The sequence below is a fragment of the Echinicola jeungdonensis genome (assembly GCF_030409905.1).
Taxonomy (GTDB): domain Bacteria; phylum Bacteroidota; class Bacteroidia; order Cytophagales; family Cyclobacteriaceae; genus Echinicola; species Echinicola jeungdonensis.
Genome location: NZ_JAUFQT010000001.1, coordinates 2,451,801 through 2,477,789, shown reverse-complemented (window position 1 = coordinate 2,477,789; position 25,989 = coordinate 2,451,801). Strand labels below are relative to the sequence as shown.

19 protein-coding genes and 1 pseudogene are annotated in these 25,989 nt (G+C 40.1%); 8 read left to right on the top strand and 12 right to left on the bottom strand.

Translation table 11 applies throughout. The features are described 5' to 3' along the window. Window positions 1-376: 376 nt before the first annotated feature. Window positions 377-2,164: a glycoside hydrolase family 15 protein gene (locus QWY93_RS10235; RefSeq protein WP_290248138.1), complete on the top strand. Its 1,788-nt coding sequence runs from the start codon at window positions 377-379 to the stop codon at window positions 2,162-2,164. Window positions 2,165-2,332: 168 nt separating this feature from the next. On the opposite strand, the gene QWY93_RS10230 is transcribed toward QWY93_RS10235, so the two are convergent. Next, window positions 2,333-4,504, bottom strand: a complete 2,172-nt coding sequence (locus QWY93_RS10230; RefSeq protein ID WP_290248136.1) for a bifunctional alpha,alpha-trehalose-phosphate synthase (UDP-forming)/trehalose-phosphatase — start codon at window positions 4,502-4,504, stop codon at window positions 2,333-2,335. A gap of 430 nt (window positions 4,505-4,934) precedes the next feature. Between QWY93_RS10230 and dnaE the strand changes: the two are divergent. Beyond that, window positions 4,935-9,223 (top strand): annotated as a pseudogene (gene dnaE, locus QWY93_RS10225) (DNA polymerase III subunit alpha). A gap of 147 nt (window positions 9,224-9,370) precedes the next feature. Then, window positions 9,371-9,691, top strand: coding sequence for a thioredoxin (trxA, locus tag QWY93_RS10220; RefSeq protein WP_290248134.1), 321 nt, complete (start codon window positions 9,371-9,373; stop codon window positions 9,689-9,691). Between the two features lie 37 nt (window positions 9,692-9,728). Here trxA and QWY93_RS10215 read toward each other — a convergent pair whose 3' ends face one another. The 8 genes from QWY93_RS10215 to cmk all read right to left on the bottom strand — a co-directional run bounded on the left by QWY93_RS10215 (window position 9,729) and on the right by cmk (window position 16,833). After that, window positions 9,729-10,313 (bottom strand): DUF502 domain-containing protein, encoded by a 585-nt coding sequence (locus tag QWY93_RS10215; RefSeq protein ID WP_290248133.1) that lies wholly within the window; start codon window positions 10,311-10,313, stop codon window positions 9,729-9,731. A gap of 118 nt (window positions 10,314-10,431) precedes the next feature. After that, window positions 10,432-11,043, bottom strand: coding sequence for an NADH:ubiquinone reductase (Na(+)-transporting) subunit E (nqrE, locus tag QWY93_RS10210; RefSeq protein ID WP_290248132.1), 612 nt, complete (start codon window positions 11,041-11,043; stop codon window positions 10,432-10,434). 15 nt (window positions 11,044-11,058) lie between these two features. Continuing rightward, window positions 11,059-11,742: an NADH:ubiquinone reductase (Na(+)-transporting) subunit D gene (locus tag QWY93_RS10205; protein ID WP_290248131.1), complete on the bottom strand. Its 684-nt coding sequence runs from the start codon at window positions 11,740-11,742 to the stop codon at window positions 11,059-11,061. Between the two features lie 27 nt (window positions 11,743-11,769). Then, window positions 11,770-12,546, bottom strand: a complete 777-nt coding sequence (nqrC, locus tag QWY93_RS10200; RefSeq protein ID WP_290248129.1) for an NADH:ubiquinone reductase (Na(+)-transporting) subunit C — start codon at window positions 12,544-12,546, stop codon at window positions 11,770-11,772. Continuing rightward, window positions 12,533-13,738, bottom strand: coding sequence for an NADH:ubiquinone reductase (Na(+)-transporting) subunit B (locus QWY93_RS10195; protein ID WP_290248128.1), 1,206 nt, complete (start codon window positions 13,736-13,738; stop codon window positions 12,533-12,535). Before QWY93_RS10195 ends, nqrC begins: the two co-directional genes overlap by 14 nt. A 5-nt stretch (window positions 13,739-13,743) precedes the next feature. Next, complete coding sequence (locus QWY93_RS10190; RefSeq protein WP_290248127.1) at window positions 13,744-15,108, bottom strand: Na(+)-translocating NADH-quinone reductase subunit A; 1,365 nt, start codon at window positions 15,106-15,108, stop codon at window positions 13,744-13,746. Between the two features lie 133 nt (window positions 15,109-15,241). Beyond that, the gene (locus QWY93_RS10185; RefSeq protein ID WP_290248126.1) at window positions 15,242-16,141 is read right to left on the bottom strand and encodes a 4-hydroxy-3-methylbut-2-enyl diphosphate reductase; all 900 of its coding nucleotides are present in this window, start codon (window positions 16,139-16,141) and stop codon (window positions 15,242-15,244) included. Window positions 16,142-16,143: 2 nt separating this feature from the next. Then, window positions 16,144-16,833, bottom strand: a complete 690-nt coding sequence (gene cmk / locus QWY93_RS10180) for a (d)CMP kinase (RefSeq protein WP_290248125.1) — start codon at window positions 16,831-16,833, stop codon at window positions 16,144-16,146. A 236-nt stretch (window positions 16,834-17,069) separates the two neighbouring features. Here cmk and ade point away from each other — a divergent pair, with 236 nt between their 5' ends. Then, complete coding sequence (ade, locus tag QWY93_RS10175; RefSeq protein ID WP_290248124.1) at window positions 17,070-18,701, top strand: adenine deaminase; 1,632 nt, start codon at window positions 17,070-17,072, stop codon at window positions 18,699-18,701. Between the two features lie 255 nt (window positions 18,702-18,956). After that, window positions 18,957-20,261, top strand: coding sequence for a sensor histidine kinase (locus tag QWY93_RS10170; protein ID WP_290248123.1), 1,305 nt, complete (start codon window positions 18,957-18,959; stop codon window positions 20,259-20,261). A 17-nt stretch (window positions 20,262-20,278) separates the two neighbouring features. Here QWY93_RS10170 and QWY93_RS10165 read toward each other — a convergent pair whose 3' ends face one another. Next, window positions 20,279-21,259, bottom strand: a complete 981-nt coding sequence (locus tag QWY93_RS10165) for a YpdA family putative bacillithiol disulfide reductase (RefSeq protein WP_290248122.1) — start codon at window positions 21,257-21,259, stop codon at window positions 20,279-20,281. A gap of 126 nt (window positions 21,260-21,385) precedes the next feature. Further along, entirely contained in the window at window positions 21,386-22,171 is a 786-nt protein-coding gene (locus tag QWY93_RS10160; protein ID WP_290248121.1) for an NRDE family protein, read from the bottom strand. A gap of 331 nt (window positions 22,172-22,502) precedes the next feature. Between QWY93_RS10160 and QWY93_RS10155 the strand changes: the two genes are divergently transcribed. The 3 genes from QWY93_RS10155 to QWY93_RS10145 are packed head-to-tail and all read left to right on the top strand — an operon-like array spanning window position 22,503 to window position 24,645. After that, window positions 22,503-22,874, top strand: a complete 372-nt coding sequence (locus QWY93_RS10155; protein ID WP_290248120.1) for a BlaI/MecI/CopY family transcriptional regulator — start codon at window positions 22,503-22,505, stop codon at window positions 22,872-22,874. Window positions 22,875-22,876: 2 nt separating this feature from the next. Next, on the top strand, window positions 22,877-23,944 hold the full coding sequence (locus QWY93_RS10150) for a M56 family metallopeptidase (RefSeq protein ID WP_290248119.1): 1,068 nt from the start codon (window positions 22,877-22,879) through the stop codon (window positions 23,942-23,944). Further along, window positions 23,941-24,645: a hypothetical protein gene (locus tag QWY93_RS10145; RefSeq protein WP_290248118.1), complete on the top strand. Its 705-nt coding sequence runs from the start codon at window positions 23,941-23,943 to the stop codon at window positions 24,643-24,645. The genes QWY93_RS10150 and QWY93_RS10145 overlap by 4 nt, the downstream gene beginning before the upstream one ends. Window positions 24,646-24,696: 51 nt before the next feature. On the opposite strand, the gene thrC is transcribed toward QWY93_RS10145, so the two are convergent. Then, window positions 24,697-25,989, bottom strand: a complete 1,293-nt coding sequence (thrC, locus tag QWY93_RS10140; RefSeq protein WP_290248117.1) for a threonine synthase — start codon at window positions 25,987-25,989, stop codon at window positions 24,697-24,699.

Genomic DNA, 25,989 nt, shown 5'->3' with positions numbered 1-25,989 from the left:
TTAGGTGACTCCCCTTTTTCAGATGGGCAGGACAGACTTTAATAAAAAAGTGTCCTAACACAAATGCTTTCCAGACAGAACCTTTAAAACATCTTTCAAATTGGGTCATTTTATTTTTCTACTACATTTCGGGGTTTCCAATTTGATATTTAATCTATTGTCAGATGCATTAAACTTGATAGCCAGAGTCGATAAAACAGGTTTAAAACATAAAATCAGAGGATTTTTTGTTCAAAATGGACACATTTCTTGCAATACGGCCTATTTAGACCCGGTAAAAATGGCAGTAAGTATATTTAAACATTTTTAATTTTTTACTATCTTCAACGCAGACCCAATGGCCAATCAATTTTTTTTTGAAATCAAAAAAGACAAGATGAAGAAACACCTTTATGAAAGTGGGCTGATTGGTAACTGTGCTTATATTGCCCACATTGAAAAGAACACCAACGTTAGCTGGCTTTGTTTTCCACGATTTGACAGTGACTTTGTTTTTGGAGGGATGCTTGACCGAAAAAAGGGAGGGGAATTTACCATCCTCCCAGAAAAAGGTGACTTCAACTCCAAACAGGAATACTTGGAAAACACCAACATCCTTAAGACTACTATTACCCTTGATGAAGATGGTGACTCCTATTCTGTGACGGACTTTGCCCCGCGGTTTCACAATTTTGATCGCTATTTTAAACCATTGATGGTGATCAGAAAAATTGAACCCATCAAGGGCGAACCACGGATTAAAATTAATTGCCGTCCAGTAACCGAGAGAGGGAACAAAGTTTTAAAACCTTCCATGAGCAGTAATCATATTGATTATCTGGGAGCTGAACAGGAAATTAGGCTGACCACCAACTGTTCCATCAATTATGTCATGGAAGACATGGCCTTTCGTCTGCAAAGGCCCATCTATTTGTTTTTCACTTATGGAAGGCCCTTAGAAGCCGCAGTGGAAAAAACGGCTGAGACCTTTTTACAGTCCACCACCCAATATTGGCGGGAATGGATCAAATCTACCAGTATCCCACATTTCTATCAACGCCTAGTTGTTAGGTCAGCATTAGTATTAAAAATACACCAGTTTGAAGATACTGGGGCCATCATCGCTGCTTCCACCACGAGCTTGCCGGAATCCCCTGGAAGCACCAGAAACTGGGATTACCGTTATTGTTGGATCAGGGATAGTTATTATACCCTTAATGTATTCAATTCGCTTGGTCATTTCCAGGAATTGGAACGATACTTTGAATACATCCAAAATCTACCCACCAATTCCAGGGGACGTTACCAACCCCTGTATTCCATTACGGGCTCTGCTGTATTGGAGGAGCAACTGAGTGATCTGTCCGGTTACCTGGACAACAAACCTGTCCGTTTTGGAAATCAAGCATTTACTCACATTCAAAATGACTTATACGGCCAGGTCTTGGTAAGTTTATTACCACTGTATGCTGATAAAAGGTTTATAGAATCAGAAAAAAGCCATTCTGCACCTTTTATCAATAATCTACTGGATAAAATTTCAGAGACCATGAATGAAAAGGATGCAGGTCTGTGGGAATTTAGAAATATTCAACAGGAGCATTGTTATACTTTCCTTTTCCATTGGGCTGGAGCCTGTGCAGCCATAAAAATTGCAGAAAGGCTCCAAGATGAAGGCATGAAGTCCAAAGCCATCCAACTTAAGCATGAAGCAAAACAAAAAATTGAATCGTGCTATGTTCCGGAAATGAAAGCCTATGCCCAAGCAATTGGGACAAAAAACATGGATGCCAGTACCCTTCAATTGATTACCATGGGATATTTTGGAAATGACATTGAAAGGGCCAACAATCATTTAAAAATGTTGGAGAAGGATCTTTTGGCTAAAGATTATCTGTTTTACCGCTACAAACATATGGATGATTTCGGAGTCCCTGAAACCACTTTCCTAATCTGTGCTTTTTGGTACATTGAAGCTTTGGCCTGTGTCAACAGAATGGATGAAGCTGTGGAAGGGTTTGAAACTTTGATTCAACACTGCAATCACCTCAATTTGTTTTCCGAAGATGTAGAACAACATTCTGGAAGTCAATGGGGCAATTTCCCTCAAGCTTATAGCCATGTAGGCTTGATGAATGCCGCTTACCGGATTGGACTGAAATTGGACAGACCCAATTTCCTATAGAAAAACCACAATTTTAAAAAAGGCTTTCTCATTAAGGGAAAGCTTTTTTTTGAATTCAATTTCAAATAATGTTTTCCCAAAAGTATTCAGGCAATAAAAAAAGCTGACCTTAACTCTAAAGTTTACGATCAGCCCTATTTTTTATATTGAAAAAATCATTTTTACATTCTAAGTCAATTTGTTCAATAGGTACCTGACTTCTTTTGGACTTTTTATATTATAATTGGCCTGGGTGTAACTATATCCTACCCTAATGCTATAAGCGTTTTTAGGCATGGCCTTAAAGGTATCTTCATCAGTCCAGTCGTCACCAATGGCCAATACAAAATCATACCCATTACCTTTCAAAAAGGATGAGGCAGCTCGGCCCTTATTTATATCGGGCCTTTTGATTTCCAATACCATATTACCTTCCAAAACCTGGAGATTATGCCCCCTTGCCATATATTTCAAATGGCTGAACAATTCCCTCATTCTCAAATCTCCAAGCCCACTTTCTACTTTCCTGTAATGCCACACCAAAGAATGATGCTTCTCCTCAATGAAAGCTCCCGGAGTTCTCTGGACATAATATTCCATTACCTGTCGGATATCTGGCTTCCAATTGTCATCCACTTCTGCATAAGGCTCCCACTTCTTTTTCCCATCATTCTTATGAAGCCAAACACCATGTTCTGCAATCAAGTCCACATCATGATCCTTAAACCAGTTGCCCAAGGTTTCTTTATCCCGTCCACTGATAATCACCACTTGGGATTTTTTAGTCAACTTATCGATTAGGTTTTTCAATTCTTTATCAGGAAAGGCATCTTCAGGTTTGTTTTTAAACCCAACCAAGGTGCCATCATAATCCAAAAAGATGATGGGCTTTTTAGATTCCTGATAATAACCATGAAGCTCAGAGATCACCTCCGCATCCACTTCTTTGGATTGCAGATCATATTGCCTTTTTTTCACATGGTCTAAGCGGTCCATAAACACCTTAACCCATTGGAAAACATCATAACGCTGAATGGTATCCTGCATGGATTTTATTCTGGCATTTTGTTCCTTTTTTTCCAAAGTCAAAGCCTGTTTGATGGCATCTGAAACCCCTGCCAGGTTATTAGGGTTGACCAAAATGGCATCCTGAAGCTCTTTACTGGCACCCGCCATTTCTGAAAGTATCAATACGCCGTTATTTTCACTTTTACTGGCCACAAATTCTTTACATACCAAATTCATTCCATCCCTAAGAGGGGTCACCAAGGCAATATCCGACATACTGTAAAAAGCACTTAACTCTTCAAAAGGAAAACTCCTATAGAAATAATGGATGGGCACCCAATTGAGCGTGGAATAATCACTATTGATCCGGCCTACCAAGGTATCGATCTCCTCTTTCAATTCGATATAGGATTTAACTCCCGCACGGGAAGGAACCACTATCATTATCATGGATACCTTTTCATGGTATTCAGGATTTTTGCTTAAAAAATCATCAAAGGCCTTGATCCGCTGAGGGATACCTTTAGAATAATCCAATCTGTCAATGCTCAGTAAAAGTTTTTGATTGCCCAACAACTCCTTGAATTTCTTTACTACGTCCTTGGTCTTTTTGGATTTTGCTGACTTGGCAAACTTATTATAATCAATCCCCATAGGGAATGAATCTACATTGATCAATCTGTTCTCAGACTGGATATATCCACTTTCATTGGATAAACCCAGAATCCTACCTACTGCACTTAAAAAGTGACGCATATCATCATAGGTATGAAAACCTATTAAATCAGCCCCACACATTCCCGATAGAATTTCCTTCCTCCAGGGAAGCATTCTCATGATTTCATAGGAAGGAAACGGAATATGCTGAAAAAATGCAATGGTGGCATTGGGCAATCGGTCTCTTAACATTTGAGGCAAAAGCAATAATTGGTAATCATGGACCCAAATGGTATCATCCGGATCTGCTTTTTTCAAAATGGCCTCACAAAATTTTTCATTCACCCTAACATAAGCCTCCCAATGGGATTCATCATAATTAATATATTGAGTAAAATAATGAAATGCCGGCCATAAGGTTTCATTACTAAACCCCTCATAAAATTGCTCAATATCCCGGCTAGTCAAAAAAACTGGGGCCATTTTTAGTTCATGTAACTCGATAATAATTTCAGCCCTTTGTTCGGCATCGGCTACATCATTTCCCGGCCATCCTATCCAGATATTCTCCCCTTCTTTATAAATTGATCCTAATCCAGTTGCCAACCCCCCAGCACTGGGTTTAAATTCGAATTTTCCGTTTTTATGCCTTAAACTAACCGGCAACCTGTTTGAAACAATAATTGTCTTTCCCATAATATTATTATGACTTATTTAAAAATATTTAAAAATAAATCATACACAAGTATGTTTTTGTTAATTTTTTCCTTCCAAAATTCAATATCTCAATATAACAAAAAATCCCCTAAGAAAAAAGCCACGGGGCCATTTACAAACCAAGATTGCCATGATTGAAACATTCACAAAAAAAGCGCACTCAATATATTTTCCCTTATTTATCAACCACTTAACCATCCAACCAAGCACCAAACCCCAACATTCTATTCTACCCAACCTGGCGAAAAAAAGGAAATTCAAACATTAAAAATCACCTATAATTATCGGTTTGCAAGACTCAATTTTCTATAGTATTACCCTAAAAATTTAAATGGCTAAAACCTCGAAAGGCATTGGCAGAATCCAAAGTTTACCCCTATTTTAGATTCCCGAAAATCAAGGATTGCTTATGTATATTATTTTTGATACCGAAACCACCGGTTTACCCCGGGATTATAATGCCCCGCTTACCGACCTGGACAATTGGCCCCGGCTGGTCCAGTTGGCCTGGCAACTTCATGATGCCAAGGGCAAACTCCTGTCCCGTGATAATTTTATTGTAAAACCGGAAGGTTTCACCATTCCTTACAATGCGGAGAAAGTCCATGGCATTTCCACCGAAAGGGCCCAAAAAGAAGGCCATGAACTCAAAAAGGTTTTGGAAATATTCCAAAAGGATGTAGACAAAGCCCAGTACCTTGTAGGCCACAATATTGGGTTTGATATTAATGTCTGCGGAGCCGAATTTTTAAGGGCTGAGCTGCCCATGCAGCTCCTTGAAAAAAAGGAGCTGGACACCAAAGACATTTCCACTGATTTTTGTGCCATTCCAGGAGGTAAAGGAGGCAAGTACAAATGGCCTACCCTGACCGAACTGCATAAAAAGCTATTCCAGGCAGGATTTGATGATGCCCACGATGCCGCTTATGATGTGGACGCCACTGCAAAGTGTTTCTTTGGACTGATCACACAAAAAGTTTGGCCGCCTGAAAAAGGAGTGAAAGTGGAAGAGGTGGTATATGAGGCCCCCAAACTGGAAGCCGCTAATTTTGCAGCAGCCCAAGACAACCAAAAGCAAGCTGCCCAGGACATCATCAAACAAGCAAAGAAAGCAGACATTAGTGAGCTGGAAGATGTCCCTTTCAGTCATCTGCATGTCCATACCCAATATTCTATCCTACAGGCCACATCGGAAATCCCCTCCATGGTGGCCCGCGCAAAGGAATTCAATATGCCGGCCATTGCCATGACCGACCATGGTAATATGATGGCTGCTTTCCATTTCGTAAAGGAAGCCATGGCCAATAATATCAAACCTATTGTGGGATGTGAGTTCAATATCTGCCGGGAACACGAAAATAAAACCAATAAGGATGATGGTTTCCAGGCGGTCCTAATGGCCAAAAACAAAGCCGGCTACCATAATCTGGCTAAACTGGCATCCTTTGCTTATACCCAGGGATTTTATTATGTCCCCAGGATTGACAAGGAATTATTGGTCCAGTACAAAGATGACATCATTGCAACTACTGGAGGCCTTTGGGGAGAAATACCCATTTTGATCCTCAACGTTGGAGAAACCCAAGCAGAGGAAGCCTTTGTTTGGTGGAAAGAGCAATTTGGGGAGGATTTTTATGTGGAACTCAACCGTCATGGAATCCCTGAAGAGGAAAAGGTAAATGAAGTACTATTAAAACTGGCTAAAAAGTATGGTGTCAAATATTTTGCTGCCAATAACACCTATTACAACACCAAAACGGACGCCAAAGCCCACGACATCCTGCTTTGTGTTAAGGATGGGGAAAAGGTGGATAAACCAAAAAAATACATAGGAAAAAAAGGCCGGGAATTCAGGTATGGCTTCCCTAATGAGGAATTCTACATTAAAACACCGGAAGAGATGAAAAAGCTTTTCGCAGACCTTCCGGAAGCCATTTCCTGCACCAATGAAATTATTGACAAGGTAGAACCTTACAAATTGGCCAGGGAGGTTTTGCTACCCAAGTTTAATATCCCGGAGCAATTCCAAGACCCGCAAGACAATGAGGATGGAGGTAAAAGGGGGAAAATGCCTTCCTGCGACATTTAACTTATGAGGGGGCAAAAAAGAGATACAATGAGATTACAGATGTTATCCGGGAAAGGTTAGACTTTGAACTATCCATTATTGCCAATACGGGGTACCCGGGATATTTCCTGATTGTCCAGGATTTCACAACCGCGGCCCGGAAAATGGGCGTTTCCGTAGGACCTGGAAGGGGATCTGCAGCCGGTTCCGCTGTAGCCTATTGTATTGGAATTACAGACATTGACCCCATCAGTTACGATCTCCTTTTTGAGAGATTCCTGAACCCAGACCGGGTTTCCCTTCCCGATATCGATATTGACTTTGATGACCATGGAAGGCAAAAAGTCATCGACTATGTGATCGAAAAATACGGGGCCAACCAGGTCGCCCAAATCATCACCTATGGAACCATGGCAGCTAAATCTGCTATCCGGGATACCGCAAGGGCATTAGATTTACCCCTTTCAGATGCCGATAGGTTGGCAAAATTGGTTCCGGACATCAAGCTGAAAGCACTATTTGGCCTGGCAAATGACCGTGGCAAGCTCGCCGATAAACTTAAAAACAATCAGGAGAACATTGACAAGGCTTATGAGCTGATCCGTATTTCTAAAGGCAATGATGACCTGGCCAAAACCATTAACCAAGCTAAAATCCTGGAAGGTTCAGTAAGGAACACGGGAATTCACGCCTGCGGGGTGATCATCACTCCGGATGATATAACGAAATTTGTCCCGGTTGCCCTTGCCAAGGATTCAGACATGTACTGCACCCAGTTTGACAACTCGGTGGTAGAAAATGCCGGCTTGTTAAAAATGGACTTCCTGGGCTTAAAGACCCTTACCCTGATCAAGGATGCCGTAAAAATCGTCAAGGAAAGGCACGGGAAGGAACTTTACCCCGAAAATTTCCCCATTGATGACCAGGGCACCTATGAACTTTTTCAGCGGGGCGAAACTGTCGGCATCTTCCAGTATGAATCCCCCGGTATGCAGAAATACATGCGGGAGCTGAAACCCACAGTTTTTGCTGATCTTATAGCCATGAACGCCCTCTATCGTCCGGGGCCATTGGAATACATCCCTAGCTTTATTAAGCGGAAACACGGCCTGGAACCTATCTCTTATGACCTGGAGGACATGGAAGAATACCTCAAGGAAACTTATGGGATTACCGTTTACCAGGAGCAGGTGATGCTTTTGTCCCAGAAGTTGGCAGGCTTTTCCAAAGGTGAGGCTGATGTACTCCGTAAAGCCATGGGTAAAAAGCTCCGGGATGTATTGGATAAGATGAAGCCCAAGTTCATCAACCAGGCAGCCGAAAAAGGACATGACAAAACCAAACTCGAAAAAATCTGGAAAGACTGGGAGGCCTTTGCTTCTTATGCCTTTAACAAGTCCCACTCCACCTGTTATGCCTGGGTAGCCTATCAAACTGCTTACTTAAAAGCGCATTATCCTGCAGAATATATGGCCTCGGTCCTGAGTAATAATATGAATGACATCTCTCAGGTAACTTTCTTCATGGAAGAGTGTAAGCGTATGGGCATTCAAGTATTGGGGCCGGATGTCAATGAATCAAAGGAAGGGTTTACCGTAAACCAGGAAGGACAAATCCGTTTTGGTCTGGCGGCCATTAAAGGTGCTGGGGGTGCTGCTGTACATTCCATCATTGAAGAAAGGATGGAAAATGGGCCGTACAAAGATATCTTTGACTTTACCCAAAGGGTAAACCTTAGGGCGGTGAATAAAAAGACCCTGGAATCCCTTGCCATGGCCGGAGGCTTTGATTGTTTCCCTGATCATCACCGCAGATTATACCTGGAAGCCCATGAAAATGATGCAACATTGCTGGAAAAGGCTGTGAAATATGCTCAAAAGAAAGCCCAGGAAGCAGAAAGCTCACAGGTTTCTTTGTTTGGAGGAGGGGAAGGAATGGAGGTTCCCATGCCTACTATTGCTCCATTGGAACCCTTTTCTCAATTGCAGCAATTAAACATTGAAAAAGAAGTAGTGGGCCTTTATATCTCCGGCCACCCATTGGACCAATTCAAAGTAGAATTTGAATCCTTCACCAACACTCCCCTATCGGAATTTTCCAATTTGGAAGCCCTAAAGACGAAGGGAGAAAATATAAAAGCGGCTGGAGTGGTCACTTCATTTGCTCATAGGACCACCAAAAACGGCAATCCTTTCGGCACCCTAACAGTAGAGGATTATCAAGGAGGGCATACTTTCTTTTTCTTTGGAGAAGATTATATTAAGTACAAAGAATACTTTATGACTGGCTGGTTCCTTTACTTTACTGGCTCAGTTCATTCCAAAAAATGGAGGGAGGATGAATTGGAATTCAAGGTCAACAATATCATGTTGCTCAATGAGGTCCGAAGCAAAATGATCAAAGGCCTGCGGCTTAATGTTGAATTGGATGATTTAACTTTGGAATTTATGGAAAGGCTTGAATCTATAACCAGTAAATACAAAGGTGAAGCCAAACTATTTATCAATATTACTGATAGAAAAGAGGAAATTGCCCTTGATTTAATGTCTAAAAAATACACCATAGATCCTTCCAATGAAATGATCAAGGAACTGGAAGCACTTCCCGAGGTGGTTTGTAAAATCATTTAAGTCAAAAAAACAAGGGATTCTAAGGTTTGACCGACTTTGTTTTACCCCAATTCCAAAAATAATTTTGGGATTCAAGGAACTAAAAGAATCCCAAAATACTTTAGAGTATTATATTTGAAAAACAGAAAATCTTAAACAAACAATACAATGGCAAAAGCAATTGAAATTACTGACGCAAACTTTGAAGAAATCATTAAATCAGAGCACCCTATCTTGGTAGATTTTTGGGCTGAATGGTGTGGACCTTGTAAGATGATCGGTCCGGTAGTGGAAGAAATTGCTGGAGAATACGAAGGAAAAGCAGTGATCGGCAAAGTTGACGTTGACGCCAACCCTGCTGTTGCATCCAAGTTTGGCATTAGAAGTATACCTACTTTATTGTTCTTCAAGGGTGGTGAAGTAGTTGATAAGCAAGTTGGTGCCGTGCCAAAAGCTGTTTTGGCCCAGAAGCTTGAAGCTCAGATTTAATAATCATTTATAAACAATTAAAGCTCCTTTCGGAGCTTTAATTGTTTTCTTCACTTTTATGGTTGGAGCCACTTAACTCCGAAACTCCACCCGATACAATAAACTTCATCACATCGGTACTTTTTACATTTTCCAGAATTTTCACATTTTTTCTTGGAACTAAAAAGCAGTTTCCACTAAAATTATAGGAATGGGGAAAGTATATGGCTACCATATCCTGCTCCCCTATCACTTCCAGGTTATCTTGTGTGATAAATCCCAATCTGCTAATATTCTCAGTCAAATCAACCTTTACAGGTGTATTAAATTTCTTTTTGTCTCCCACGAAGGCAGACATCAAATCTTTAATACTGGTATAAAGTATATTGACCAAAGGGATCCTGAACAACCATCTCTCCAATAATTCAAATATGGGCTTGGTAATGAATATACTTGCCAAATACCCTATAAAAGTAATCAAACCAAAAACAATTAAAATTCCAAAACCAGGTATTGTAATTGGAATAAGGTTATCCAGAAACTGGATTACACCATAAATAATATAAATGGTTATAGCCAAGGGCACCACAAAAAGCAACCCTTTAAGAAAATAGTTAATTACACGCTTTGAAGTAAAGGACATAAAATAAAATATTTGATCAATTTATTACCCAATAAAAATGATGCCTAAATATCCAAAGGCCAAAAAAAAGCCCTTATGGATTACCACAGGGCTTTTCAATATTTATATTATTCCTTAATTACAGGTCAATTCCCATAAAGGACATAAATGCAATTCCCATTAAACCGGTAATCAGCATGGTAATTCCCAAGCCTTTTAGCCCATTGGGAACATTGGAATATCTCAGTTTTTCACGGATGGCAGCCAAAGCTACAATCGCCAGGAAGAAACCTGTTCCTGAGCCAAAACCATAAACTGAAGCTTCTGCAAGGGTATAATCCCGCTGGGCCATAAACAATGAACCACCTAGGATTGAACAGTTTACTGCAATCAAAGGAAGGAAAATCCCCAGAGCTCCATAAAGAGCAGGGGCAAAATTCTCTACAACCATTTCCACCAATTGGACCATGGCTGCGATGATAGCGATAAACATGATGAACCTTAAAAAGGTAAGATCCACAGAAGAAAATGATTCTCCAAGGAAGGATAATGCACCCTCTTTAAGGACAAATTCATTCAACAACCAGTTTAAAGGTACGGTAATGGTCAATACAAAGATCACTGCAGAACCAAGACCTAACGCTGTACTTACTTTCTTGGATACGGCCAAAAAAGAGCACATCCCCAGAAAGTAAGCAAATACCATATTGTCAATAAATATTGACCGAATTCCTAAGCTAAATAATTCCATTTCTTAGCAATTAAATTAATGTTCTACATAACCTGTCTTGGTACGCTGTACCCAAATAATCAATCCCAAAATGATAAATGCTCCTACCGGAGTAACCATTAGGCCATTGGTGGCCAGGGAGAAGTCCTCGCCAAATAAAGAGGAAACGGTATCAAAAACAGGAACACCAAATACGGAACCTGATCCCCAAAGCTCTCTAAAGAATGCTACTGCAAGGATGATCCAGGAATACCCAAGGGCACTACCAAATCCATCCAAGACAGAATCGTATGGCTTATTACCCAGGGCAAATGCTTCCAACCTTCCCATCACAATGCAGTTGGTAATGATCAACCCTACAAAGACCGACAATTCCTTATACATGTCGTAAGCAAAGGCTTTCAAAATCTCATTAACCAAAGTTACCAGTGTTGCAATCACGGCCAATTGCACAATGATCCGCACCCTGGTAGGAATGGTATTCCTCATGATTGAAATGGTAAGGTTGGCCATCACAATCACGAAAATCACAGACAATGCCATTACCAAGGTAGGCTGCATCTGTGTGGTTACCGCTAGGGCCGAACAGATCCCTAATACCTGAATCGTAATCGGGTTATCATCCACCAAAGGATCTGTAACCAGTTTTTTCCTTCTTTTTGACAGAAGCGCTTCGGAAGATTTTTTTACTTCAGTTTTTTCTGCTGTTTCTGTGCTCATATGAATAAAGTTGAGACGTTCTATAAATTAATTTAATACAGCTACTCCTTCACCTGAACCGTCGCCTTTAAGCTTCTTCAAGTAGGCTTGGTAGTAACCAAGATAGTTTTCCAGCATCTTATTTACTCCATCGCCAGTAATGGTAGCTCCTGACATTCCATCCACTTTATGCGGTTCACCGGAGTAATCTTTGCCTTCTCCTTTTTGCATGGCAACAGATGCCAAATCTCCACTTTCAGAGAAAATTTCTTTCCCTTTGAATCTTTGCTGAACCTCACGGGAAGTAATCCTGGCACCCAAACCTGGGGTTTCACCAGCGTGGGATAAGGTAATCCCCTTTATAGTATTGATATCTGTTTGCAAAGCGATATATCCCCAAATGGCATCCCATAGACCTGCCCCATATAGTGGGAGAATATAGGCCACCACATCTTCAGGACTTCCTTCTTCATGATAAACAAATACTGGGAAAAGTCTATCTTCTGGAGCTTTTTTATAATTCTTACCAATGTCAACGGTTTCCGCTTGTACTTTGGCACCGTCCTGCTCTGTAATTTCCTCCCCTTCCAGGTTTACCACTTTGGAAGAAATATGGCTTTCATAATAAGACCTGATTTCCTTTGGCTTCATAGTAGCAATTTCTTCAGCATTCATCACCGCGCCCAAAATTTGCTTTTTAGTATCCAAGGCCTCGGCCTCCTTCTGAATTGGTCCCAATAATTGGGACGTCCCGGACAATAAAAACCCAAGTACTACGGTAAGAATTACCGAAAAGGTGATAATGTATGTATTAGACTGTTGCACGTTGTAACCTCCTTTTCTTGTTTGCTTTCACAACATAATAATCGATTAATGGGGCAAACACGTTCATTAATAGAACGGCAAGCATGATCCCCTCAGGGTAGGCCGGATTGGTCACCCGGATAATCACGGTAAGGATACCGATCAATAACCCATAAATCCACTTTCCGGATTCGGTCTGGGAAGCAGAAACCGGATCAGTGGCCATAAACACAATACCAAAGGCTACCCCGCCCATTACAAGGTGATAGTGAGCTGGCAATGCCATAAATTCATTGACCGCCAAGACGTTCATAATCAACCCCATGATATAGGCACCTGCAAAACCACTTAAAATAATTTTCCAGCTTCCCACACCTGTGGCAATTAGGATCAAAGCACCGATCAGGACCATCAAGACTGAGGTCTCTCCGATAGAACCGGGAATAAATCCAAAGAACATATTGGCAAAGCTGTACAAATGGTCTCCAATGGCTGCATTATGAGAAGCCAATGCGGAAGTAACGACCTCACCGCTTTGTCCAGCATTATAAGCAACACTTAATGCGGTAGCGCCGGAAAATCCATCAACGGCTGCTTTATCCCCCAAATAAGTCCATACCTGATCTCCAGAAATCTGTGCTGGATAAGCAAAGTACAAGAATGCCCTTGCAGTCATGGCAACGTTCAGGATATTCATTCCTGTTCCTCCAAACACCTCTTTGGCAATGACTACGGCAAATATAGTAGCCAAAGCCACTTGCCATAAAGGAATAGTGGCAGGAACAACAAGGGGAATCAATAGCCCTGTTACCAAAAACCCTTCATTAATGGGGTGTTTTCTAATTACTGCAAAGATAGCTTCAACAATACCACCAGCAGCATATGACACAATAACAATGGGCAGCACCAATTTCAAGCCCAAAAGGAATTTATCTCCAAAGGTAGCAGCACTCTCGCCTACAGCAAGAAAATGTTGTTCTCCTGTGTTATAGATCCCAAATAATAAGCAAGGCAAAAGGGCAACCACTACAGTGATCATCATCCTTTTAAGATCGATGGCGTCTTTAACCTGCGTTCCTTTTATATCTGCTGTATGATTGGGAGAAAACATAAAAGTCTCCCCTGCCTCATACAAATAATACAAACGCTCCAATTTGCCACCCTTTTGAAATAGTGGCTTCTGTTTATCTAACAGATCACGTAGAAACTTCATATTGATTAACTATATTGAATTAGTTCTATTCCTTTTCTGACTATTTCTTGTACAGGGTGCTTGGATACATCGATGAATTCACAAAGTGCCAAATCTTCTTCCACGATTTCATAAATCCCCAACTCTTCCATTTCATCAAAATCCTCAGCCATGATGGCTTTCAAGAGATAAACTGGTAAAATATCCATAGGGGTTACTTTCTCAAAAACACCTGTTTGAACAAAAGCCCTTTCTTCACCCCTCTTGTTGGTATCCAAAACAAATTCCTTATTGGGAGAAAGGAATGAAAACAAGCCAAGTGCACGGTGGAAACTAAGCTTATCTGTAGTTGGTTTCGCCCAACCCAAAAACTCATAATAATCGCCTTCAGGAAGGAGGGTAATCTGGTGGTCATAATAACCAACATACCCATCATGGTTGATTCTTTCCCCTGTAAGGACATTTCCTGAAACAACCCTAAAGTTACTTGAATTGGTATTTTCTGCTACAAATTTATCAACACAAGCACCCAGATAAGTATTTGCGTAGGCCGCTTTTTTTGCCTCAGAACCGGTCACGGCTATCACTTTGGAAGCATCATATACACCTTCTAAAAAGAGTTTACCAATTTGAGCAACTCCATAAGGATTAATCGTCCAGGCAATATCGGTCTTACCGATCGGATCCAAGTGGTGGATTTGGATACCTACATTTCCAGCTGGGTGAGGGCCGGAAAATTTATTGACCTGTACATTTTTAAGGTCAGAATAAACTGACAAAACTTCAGATTGGGCATCCAGGTTCAAGTGAACAGTGCCTGGGGTAAGTCTTTTCAGGACATCAATTCCTGCTTGGAAGTATTTTTCCTGCCCTTTTAAAAGCATCCCATAATCTGGTGCTAAGGGATGGGAATCAAATCCCGAAATAAAAATGGCCTTGGGTTCATCCTCCGGATTGGCAACAATACCATAAGGCCTTTGGATAATTTGTGGCCAAACCCCGCCTTTCAATAATTGATCAACGGCCGCTTCTTTAGAGATGGATTTTATATCCGATTCAGAGAATTTGTCAAATTCCTCATAGCTGATCTCCTTATCGGCCAGGATTTTAATCTCCAACAATCTTCTTTTTTCGCCCCGCTTTATTTCGACAATTTCCCCTGATACTGGAGCTGCATAAAGCACTTTATCGAGTTTTTTATCAAATAGGATAGGCGTACCTGATTTGACGGTATCCCCTTCATTGACAAGAACTTTAGGGCGCTGCATCCCCACAAAGTCCGTAGGCTTGATGGCGAAGGTCTGAGCTGGCTGGAAAGCTTCTATTTGTTTTTCAGCCTTTCCCGCCAGCTTAATATCAAATCCCTTCTTAAGCTTAACTAGTTTTGACATATTTAATTTTGAAACTATATGGTCCTTTGAAAAACGCCTCAAATCTAATAAAATACATTAGTTATAAGAAGATAATTCGAGTAATATTTACAGGCGGAAAAAGTAATGGACCATTATTCTTAAATTCTTCGGATTAATGGCAAGCTGATTGGATTTGATCCATGGATTTTATGTAGTCCCTAACTTGCTCCATAAGCCACATGGGGGTGGAAGTTGCCCCACAAATGCCTACCTTGTCCTCTTCTGAAAACCATGTAGGATCCAGTTCGGATTCATTCTCCACAAAATAACTCTTTTCATTTTGTAATTTACAGACCTGGTGAAGAGCTTTTCCATTGGAGCTTTTTTTCCCTGAAACAAAGATGATCACATCATTTTCATTGGCAAAGCGGGTCAATTGAGGCTCTCTGTTGGAAACTTGCCTGCAGATGGAATCGTTGGCTGTAAAATCAACTTCCTCCAGAGAATACTGGGAATCGGCCATTCTTTCCTGGATTTTGGCTTTAAGGGCATAAAAGCCTTTGGTGCTTTTGGTGGTCTGACTGAACAAGGTCACAGGCCTTGAAAAATCAATTTTTTCCAAATCTTCATCATCCATTACAACAATGGCTTTTCCCCTGGTCTGGCCGGTCAGCCCGATTACCTCTGCATGGCCTTTTTTGCCGTAAATGACAATTTGCCCATCTCGCTTTTCCATCTTGTCAAAAGCCGTCTTGACACGATGTTGTAATTTCAATACCACCGGACAGGAAGCATCAATCAATTCAATATTATTTTCGATAGCCAGTTTATAGGTTTCAGGGGGCTCTCCATGCGCCCTGATTAACACTTTGCAATCCCTTAGGTCTTGCAGGGCTTCTCTATTGATCACAATTAAGCCTTTCTCGCTCAATCTTTTCACCTCCATATCATTATGGACAATATCACCGAGACAATACAAACGCCCCCCACTTTCCATCTCATCCTCTGCCATTTTGATGGCAAATTCCACTCCAAAACAATAGCCTGAGTTCTTATCTATGGTTACTTCCATCCTTAATCTATTTGTGCTTCTATCTTTCTGTTTGCCAGGGCCGTAATTTCGCAAACTTGTTCCTCAAAATCCAATAAACTGGTATCTATTTCAAAAGCATCCGGGGCTTTTTTCAAGGGGCTTTCCTTTCGGGTGGAATCTATCCGGTCTCTTTCGGATAAATTTTGTATGATCTGATTCAAGTCCACCATCTGACCTTTTTCCAACAACTCCTTTTGCCGGCGTTCCGCACGGACACTGAGGTTGGCGGTCATAAATACTTTTAACTCGGCCTCGGGAAATACAACAGTTCCAATATCACGTCCATCCATCACGACCCCTCTATGTTTCCCTAACTTTTGCTGCTGGCTTACCAGCTCCTTTCTGACCTCTTTGATTTTGCTCACTTCACTTACCCTTTCTGAAACCTCCATGCTTCGGATTTTTTTTTCCACATTTAACCCATTTAAATAGGTTTCTTGCTCTCCGGTGTCCTCATTCTTATGAAATTCCACCTCAAGAGAATCCAATGATTGTTGGATGTCTTTTGGGTTTGTGAGAACCGTAAATTTATTAATAAAGTGAAGCGTAGCCGCCCGGTACATGGCCCCGGAATCAATATAGGTATATCCCAATTTTTTAGCCACAGCCTTTGCGGTGGAACTTTTTCCGCAACCAGAATAACCATCAATGGCGATTACAATTTTCCTCATCCTAAAAATTTACGGTGGTGACTATTCAAATTAAGGCAAATATAAGGGATTTATATCGATTATTAGAACTTGTTCCAACTGAGGCAGTTGAAAAAGGAAAATTATTATTTTCAGCAAGTATTTTATTCCACCTTTTCCCAATTTCCACATTTCAATAAGTATTTTCCTCCTTAATCATCCCTTTCCTATTCCCAATAATCCTTTATATTTGAATACTTTAAATCAATAATTTTCTTATGGCTTCCTTCTCCATTAGCGGACAATTTGTTGATATTCCCCAACGTAAAATTTATCCTGCTACCATCCAGGTAGAAAATGAAAAAATTGCATCTATCAAAAAAGTTGATGCTGCTCCAGGCCATTATATCTTACCAGGCTTTATCGATGCCCATGTTCATGTGGAATCATCTATGCTTGTCCCCTCAGAATTTTCCCGATTGGCGGTTACGCATGGTACGGTGGCAACCGTTTCCGACCCCCATGAAATTGCCAATGTTTGTGGAAAAAAAGGAGTGGACTTTATGATCCAAAACAGAGCACAGGTCAATTTCAAATTTTATTTTGGGGCTCCCTCATGCGTACCCGCCACCCCTTTTGAAACGGCAGGAGGAGAAATCACTGCTCAGGACATCGATGATCTTTTAGCCAGGAAAGAAATAAAATACTTGGCGGAAATGATGAATTGGCCGGGAACGGTGGACAGGGATCCGGAGGTCATGGAAAAAATTGCCGTGGCCCAAAAACATGGAAAACCAGTGGATGGCCATGCTCCTGGATTAAAGGGAGAAATGGCAAAAAAATACATTGAGGCTGGCATTAGCACCGACCATGAATGCTTTACACAGGAGGAGGCAATGGACAAGTTAAAACATGGAATGAAAATCGCAATCCGCGAGGGGAGTGCAGCCAAAAATTTTGATGCCCTAATCGACCTAATAGATGACCATGCCGATCAAATCTTATTTTGTTCTGATGACAAACATCCGGATAATTTAGCGGAAGGGCATATCAATCAGCTTGTCATCAGGGCTATAAAAAAAGGAAAAAACCTGTATGATGTACTGCAAGCTGCCTGCCTAAACCCAATTAATCATTATTCGCTTGATGTTGGTCAATTAAAAACAGGGGACTGGGCAGATTTCATTGTTGTGGAAAACCTGGAGGATTTCCCCATGATCCAAACTTTTATTAATGGTAACAAGGTAGCAGAAAGGGGAAAATCCCATATCAAACCTGTAAAAATTCCATTGATCAATAACTTTAACACAAGCTTAAAATCCGAAAAAGATTTTCAGCTCCATGGAAAGCAGGCCAAGATCAGGATAATCGAAGCTCTTGATGGGCAATTGATCACCCCGGAAATCCAGGGAAATATTTGCATCAAAAATGGGATGGCTACCCCAAACTTAGAAGAAGATATTTTAAAGATCACAGTAGTCAACCGTTATAAAAACTCCTCACCCTCTATTGCTTTTATCAAGAATTTTGGTTTGAGGGAAGGCGCCATTGCCAGTTCAGTAGGACATGATTCCCATAATATCATTGCTGTGGGAGTTGATGATGCCTCCATTGCAAAAGCAGTCAATTTAATAATTAAAGCAAAAGGGGGGATTTCAGCTGTAAACCCTGGAAAGGAGAAGATTTTACCCCTTCCCATTGGAGGAATTATGTCCAATGAGGACGGTTATTGGGTAGCAAAAGAATATACCGCAATAGATCAAATAGCCAAAGAAATGGGATCCGGCCTTGCTTCACCTTACATGACCTTGAGCTTCATGGCACTATTGGTAATCCCTGATTTAAAGTTAAGTGACAAAGGGCTCTTTGATGGAAAAAAATTTCAGTTTATAGACATATTTGTACCATAACCTCTTACCTAAAATCTATTTTCAGGAAAAGGCTTCTTTTTCAATTTGGGAAAAAGGAATTGGAAACCCATTCTGATTTTAATTCTTTTGAGGATCAAAAATAGACAAACTATTTTTTTTCCAATCTGAAAGACTTTTTATTAATTACATTTTTTGGAATAACCCAACAAATAATAGTACTTTTATTCTTAAAACCTTTTGAATCGATTACCTCTTTAGAAGTTTATCCATTATCTAATTTCAATTTTTACCATTTTGATTGATTTAATAAGAAACACCTGGAATTTTCTAACGATTGATAATTTTAACTATAATGTAAAAAGCAAAATATTCAATTCCATCTCTATTATTGTCATTTTTTATTTGGCCAGCATGGCTTTGTTTAACATGTATTACTTAGGTCAATTAATGTTAGGATGGATTGTTATAGGTGCTACACTAGCTCAGGGCGGGGTTTATTATTTGGGAAGGTTTAAGGGGCATTACAAACTAGGCTTTTTGATCTTTAGTACCTTGAGCTACCCGATTTTGGCCATCAATTTTTATTTAAATGACGGTATTGAGGGACCGAGTTTATACATTTTCATGATGATCCATATCATCATCATGGCATTGTCTCACAAAAAAAATTACCACTTCTGGATATTATATAATTTCCTGTTTTTTAGCATTTTATTTTATATTGACAACTATTATCCTCAGATCATCCCTGCCACCTATGACAACCCTGATATTAAATTCATTGACCATGAATTAAGTTATTTAACATGTTTGGTTGGAATTTTTGCCATCATTGTCACCCTTAAAAAGTCCTATTTAATTCAGAAAAAGAAAACTGAAACCAAAAGCAGGGCATTGGGAGAAGCCAATTATGCCTTAAAAAAAAGTAATGATCAAAAGGACAAAATAATAGCCCTGATTTCCCATGACCTAAAAAACCCTTTACTTTCCATTACGCAAATACTTAAACTGATCAAAAACAAAGATTTGAATGAAGAGGAAATGAAAATGGCCCAAGAGGAGCTCTATACCATGACCAACAATACCCAAAAAATGCTGGACAATATATTGGATTGGGCCACCTTTGAGCTGCAAAACCGGGAGGTCAGCTTTACTGAAAATCATGTGGCTGATATTTGTAAAAGTTTTTTGAGTGTTTACCACACTTTGGCCAAACAAAAAGGCATCCATTTTATAATTGACTATGAAGATAACCCTATTATCAAAACTGATGTTGACAGGTTTTCCCTTATCCTTAGAAACCTGATTCAAAATGCCATTAAGTTCACAAAATCAGGTGGATGCATTAAATTTCTAGTCAAAGAGACTACCCAGCATGTATCTGTAATGGTGGAAGATTCCGGAATAGGGATATCACGGGAAAAGATTAATACCCTTTTTGAAATGGATATTAAGACCACCTATGGAACTCAAAGGGAAAAAGGAACTGGCTTGGGGTTGTCCCTTTGCAAAGAAAACTCAAAAAAAATAGGAGCCCAATTATCAGTTGAAAGCGAAGAAGGGAAAGGCACCACTTTTACCCTTACCCTTCCTCATTAATGTTAAACTGCCCTTTGTTATTTAGAAATTGGACTTCTTTTGGTCATGATATCCTCAAATATGGCATGGGCATGAATAATGGTGTTTTCTATGAAATATTCCCGGGTATTTAAACCACCGCAAACCACACCGGCCAAATACAAACCAGGGATATTGGACTCTTGACTGTTGGAATCAAAACAGGGCCTCCTTTTTTCATCCAAAGTTAGATGTACGCCCAACTGGTCCAGCAATTCATAATTAGGCTGATATCCAGTCATGGCCAGCACAAAATCATTGGGAACGGTTTCCTCTCCTTTTCCGGTATCCAAAACCACTTCATTTTCCCGGATCTCCTTTATTTTTGTGTTAAAGTAAGCCTTAATAGAACCTTCCTTTATCCTGTTTTCAATATCCGGCAATACCCAATACTTGACGTTCCTGTCCACGGATTCATTCATCATCACCATGGTCACCTCTGCACCTTTTCTCCATACTTCAAGGGCAACATCAACCGCTGAATTTCCTCCACCGACCACAATCACTTTTTGACCAATATATGGCCACGGTTCCTTATAATAATGAGTAACTTTATCCAGATCTTCACCGGGTACATTCATTTTATTAGCAAGGTCATAAAATCCAGTAGAAAGAATTACCTTTTCAGCCAGATAGGTCTCTTTAGAGGATTTCACCACAAAATAGTCCCCTTCTTTTTGAAGTTTTTTAACCTCCTCGTAAAGCTTCACTTTTAACTGGTAATGGTCAGTTACCCTTCTGTAATACTCCAAAGCTTCCGGACGGGTGGGCCTTCTATTAATGGACATAAACGGAATCCCGCCTAACTCCAATTTATCTGAAGTGGAAAAAAATGTCATGTTAACCGGATAATTAAATATGGAATTGGCCAAGGTTCCTTTTTCAAGGATTACATAGTCCAAATTATATTTTTCGGCTTCAATACCACAAGCCAAACCTATGGGGCCGGCTCCAACAATCAGTACATCTACTTTTTTCATATTGTATAGAACAGTTTTCCATTATTTGAGTTCGCCAAAAGGCGATAAATTGTGATTTCTGGGGACGACCATCAATTTGAATGGCAAATTTAAAAATTAAATGCCAATTGATTCTTTTTTCACTAACTATCCCCGGTAATTTCCAATGGCTTGTCCTACTTTTAATTCCACTTGCTGGAAAGCATTTTCAGGAGCATCTGGCCGGGTATTTTTTTCCAAAAGAATCACTTCACCATTTTCTTTCCAACAAAGGACAGAAATATTCACCGTTCCATATTCCCCACCATAACGAATAAACCGGGCAGAAAGCGCCTGTTCCATTTCTTTGGGAATCCCTGTATAGGGTAATAATTCAAAAGGTTCTTTTTTCTCTGACTGGTGAATAGCCATAAGTTGATTTAAAGTGAACTCCCCCTTACTGGAAATATGAGCCAGATCGGATTTTGCTTTTTTCACTTTTGGCCAAGGGTCATCCAAAAGAGCATTGCTAAGTCCATGAATCCCCGGCTTGACTTCTTCTATTCCCTTTTTATAATTGGACATATAAAACAGATGCTCACCAGAGCCCACCAGTAAATTAAAACCATCAAATCTGTCCTGAAATTTTTCTACTTCCTTTAGGTAAGCAAGAGGATCAACTTCTTTCTCCAAAAAATCCTTGACCAAATTTCCCCTGCTTATTGGGTTGGATTTTAAATGATCCAAATCCCGGAAATTTGTAATCGCCGCAAACCGGCCCGAAGGATGAAAGCCCATCCAAGTCCCACCATTTTTCAGGTCTTTACCCGCAAAAAAACCCGCAGGCCATTGATGCAAGCCCTGAGTAGGTCTTTCAAAAAATTCATCCCGGTTAGCAACCAATATTAATTTATATCCCGGGAACCCCTTCCAATTAAATGTAATTAAACACATCACCATAAAAATAAAGAAAAGGCCAGAATATTCTGGCCTTTTGGGCAATTAAACAGCTTTCCCCACTCCTTTGAGTTGGACGATCTGCATCCCTTTCACACATCTTTTGAGATGCTTTAAAAGGCTCTTTCTCAACCAAGTAAATCTTTATCCTTTAACAATCCAATTCTTTATTTATATGTATATACAACTATTAATATACCTAAAAAGTTCCTTTTTTTTATTCTAAAAGGTACTTTTTTTACTACAAAATTAAGTCTTCCTCCTCTAATAAGATTTTATATACGATTTAAATCATATAGTTTTATTACGAAACAAATCGTACAATCTCATGGCTTACAAGCCCACTGATAGTGAACTGGAAATTCTAAACATCTTATGGAAAAAAGAAGTAGCCACTGTACGGGAAGTGCATGAACAAATAGCAAAAAAAAAAGATACCGGCTATACCACCACTTTAAAAATCATGCAGATCATGCATGGTAAAAAACTTTTAAACAGAAAGGAACACGGAAGAGGTCATATATATATGCCTGCCATTTCGGAAAAGGAAGTCCAAAACTCTTTGTTGAACAATTTTACCGCAATGGCATTCGGAGGCTCTGCTAAAAAGCTCATCATGCGGGCATTGGGTCAGAGCAATCCTTCCAAGGAAGAAATCAAAGAAATACGTGAATTGCTCAAAAAATTGGAAAACCAATAATCATGGACCTTCTTAATTCCCTCATCTCAGAGAAATACATTCATGCCATAGGCTGGACATTGGTACATTCAATATGGCAAATTGTGCTTATCAGCCTTGCACTTTGGCTGGTAATCAGGTGGGCTTCCGCAAGATCCTCGCAATTTCGGTATATGGCAGGCCTGATTGCATTGATGGTAATTATTATTACCACGGGTTTTACCTTCCAGCATTACATGGACCAACAAGACCCCACCGAGGTGACCACACCCGGGGAAGCTTTGGTTCATCAATTAGTTCCACATAATTTCACCCCCACCCCACCAGCGTCTCCTTCTCAAAACAACCTAGAATTCTATTATATAGAACCTTTATTTCCTTTATTAACCAATTTTTGGTTAATGGGTTCTCTATTCTTCTTTATCAGGCTCTTTGGAAGTATAGTGGCCATTCAAAGTTTAGATCAAAAACATGGAATTCCTTTTCCTGCAGATTTGCAAAAAAAGACAGAAGGTTTGAAAACATCTTTGGGCATTCACCGCAAACTAAGCATTTTGGAAAGCCAAATCATCCATGTACCCATAACCTATGGGATTTTAAAACCAATTATCTTAATACCGTGCAGCCTTCTCATTCAAATCTCCCCCAAACAGTTGGAGGCCATAATTGCCCATGAACTGGCCCATATAAAAAGGTATGATTATCTGGTTAATATTTTACAATCTTGTATGGAGGTATTTTTCTTTTTTCATCCTTGCTTTTGGTGGATTAATGATATGGTCCGAAAAGAAAGAGAAAATGCCTTCGATGATACTGTTCTGAAGCTGGGTTTTTCTCCTTCCCATATGGCTCATGGTTTGGCTACAATTGCAGAAATAAACAATGCTAATGCCCCTGATATTTCTTTGGCAACCCATGGGCCCCAACCAACTTTAAATAGAATAAAAAGGTTACTGGGCTTCCGAACCCCTAAAGAGAGCCCATCCCCTTTAATTACCCTTACAATCATATTTTTTTGGTTCTTAGTGCTATCCTGTTCATGGGAGCCATACCTTCAAAAGAAAAAAATACCCTTATTGAAAAATCATTGAAAGCAACTCCACCTGTCCCGGCCCAAACACCACCCACAGCTGTCACAGAAGAGGAAATAGAGGCTGTTTATGAACTTAATTACCCGAGGAACTATCCTTCTGACACTATCCCTCCTTCCAAACCCAATAAGATAGAGAAAAACCCTCCATCTGTTGAAGGTGAGCCTATGCCCCTTTTAGAGCTTTCACACCTTCCTGCCATAGACTTAGATATTTCACCTATGCCTGTTATTCCACCATTGGAAGTGATTGAATTTGTCTCCCCTATGTTGAATATGGATCTTGACATTGCAGATGAAGCCTTGAACCTCAGCAATTTTTCAGTGGAAATAGCTCAGCTTTTCCAAGATTACACTCCTCAAAACTTAAAAAGGAAAGCTGAACCCCAGGCCAAGTTTGAGCAATTGGAAGGGGAAATGGAAGCCAAGTCCAAAGCCTTTGAGAATAAAATGGAAATATGGGAAAAACAGCATGCTTCCACCATCAAGGAATGGGAAGTAAAAATGAAAGTTTGGAGTAAGGATATGGAAGGAAAGCAAATTGAGTGGGAGGAAACCTATGGTCCAAAAATGAAGGAATTCGAGAAAAAAATGAAGGCCTGGGAAAAAGAAAATGAGCCCAAACTCAAAGAATACCAAGAAAAAATGAAAGCTTGGAAAATAAAGAATTTCCCTAAAGAGAATGGAGATTCCAACAACTAAGTTAAAATCATCTAAAAAAACAAAACCCAGCCATTAAGCTGGGTTTTGTTTTTAGTGGCTTTTTAAATATTCTTTGAAAGCCCTAAAATCATTTTTTAGAGGTTCAGTCTTTTTGGTTCCATGGAGGAAAGTTTCCAACCTCTCCGGCAAAGGCAATTGAATATCCAAAGTTTCCTCTACCACATTGTTGAACTTACCAGGGTGGGCAGTTTCCAGAAATATGCCTGTATACCCTTCATGGTCTTCCAAAAACTCTTTCAATCCTAAGTAAGCCACTGCACCATGAGGATCCATGATATATCCAGTTTCCTTTTTTACCTTCTTCATCGCCCCACGGGTGGTTCCATCATCATAGAAATAACCTTTCACTTTGGCCTTCAATTCTTCTTCATCATTCCCGTACAAGGCCAAGAGCCTGTAAAAATTGGATGGGTTACCCACATCCATACTGTTACTGATGGTTTGCAAGGAAGGTCTTGCCCTAAAGGTCGCTCCACCAAGATAGTCTGGCACCACTTTATTGATATTGGTGGCTGCAACAAATGTATCAATAGGCAAGCCCATTCTCTCAGCAAGAATCCCCGCAGCAATATTTCCAAAATTACCACTTGGAACTGCTACCGCCAATTTATCTGTTGTTTTGGGCAGCCGCGAAAAGGCATAGAAATAATACAGGCATTGGGGAATCCATCTGGCAATATTTATGGAATTCGCAGAGGTCAACAGCATTTGCTCATTAAGCTCTTTATCCAAAAAAGCCTCCTTAACCATGCGCTGGCAATCATCAAATACTCCATCCACCTCCAAGGCAGTTACATTTTCACCCAAGGTAGTAAACTGTTTTTCCTGGAGAACACTCACTTTTCCGGAAGGGTAAAGTATTACCACTTCCACTCCGGGCACTTTATAAAAACCGTTAGCAACAGCACTCCCAGTGTCTCCGGAAGTTGCCACCAAAACTTTAATTTTCTGGTCTTCGACCAAAAGGCTCATCAGCTTGGAACAAAACCTTGCTCCAAAATCTTTAAAAGCCAAAGTTGGACCATGGAATAATTCCAAGCTGTAAACCTTTTCCTCCACTTTTACCAAGGGTGCATCAAAGGTCAAAGTATGGTCCACCAAGTCTTTAATTTGATCCTTACTAAGGTCCTCAGAAAATATGTTTCCAATTACTTCATATCCAATTTCCTGAAATGAAAGAGAAGGCAATTTTTCAAAAAAATCCTTAGGCATTCTTGGAATGCTGCAGGGCATATAAAGCCCTTGGTCCGGAGCTAATCCTTTGATAACCGCTTCCCTGAGATCAACTTGATGTCCCGAATTATTGGTACTGTAAAACTTCAT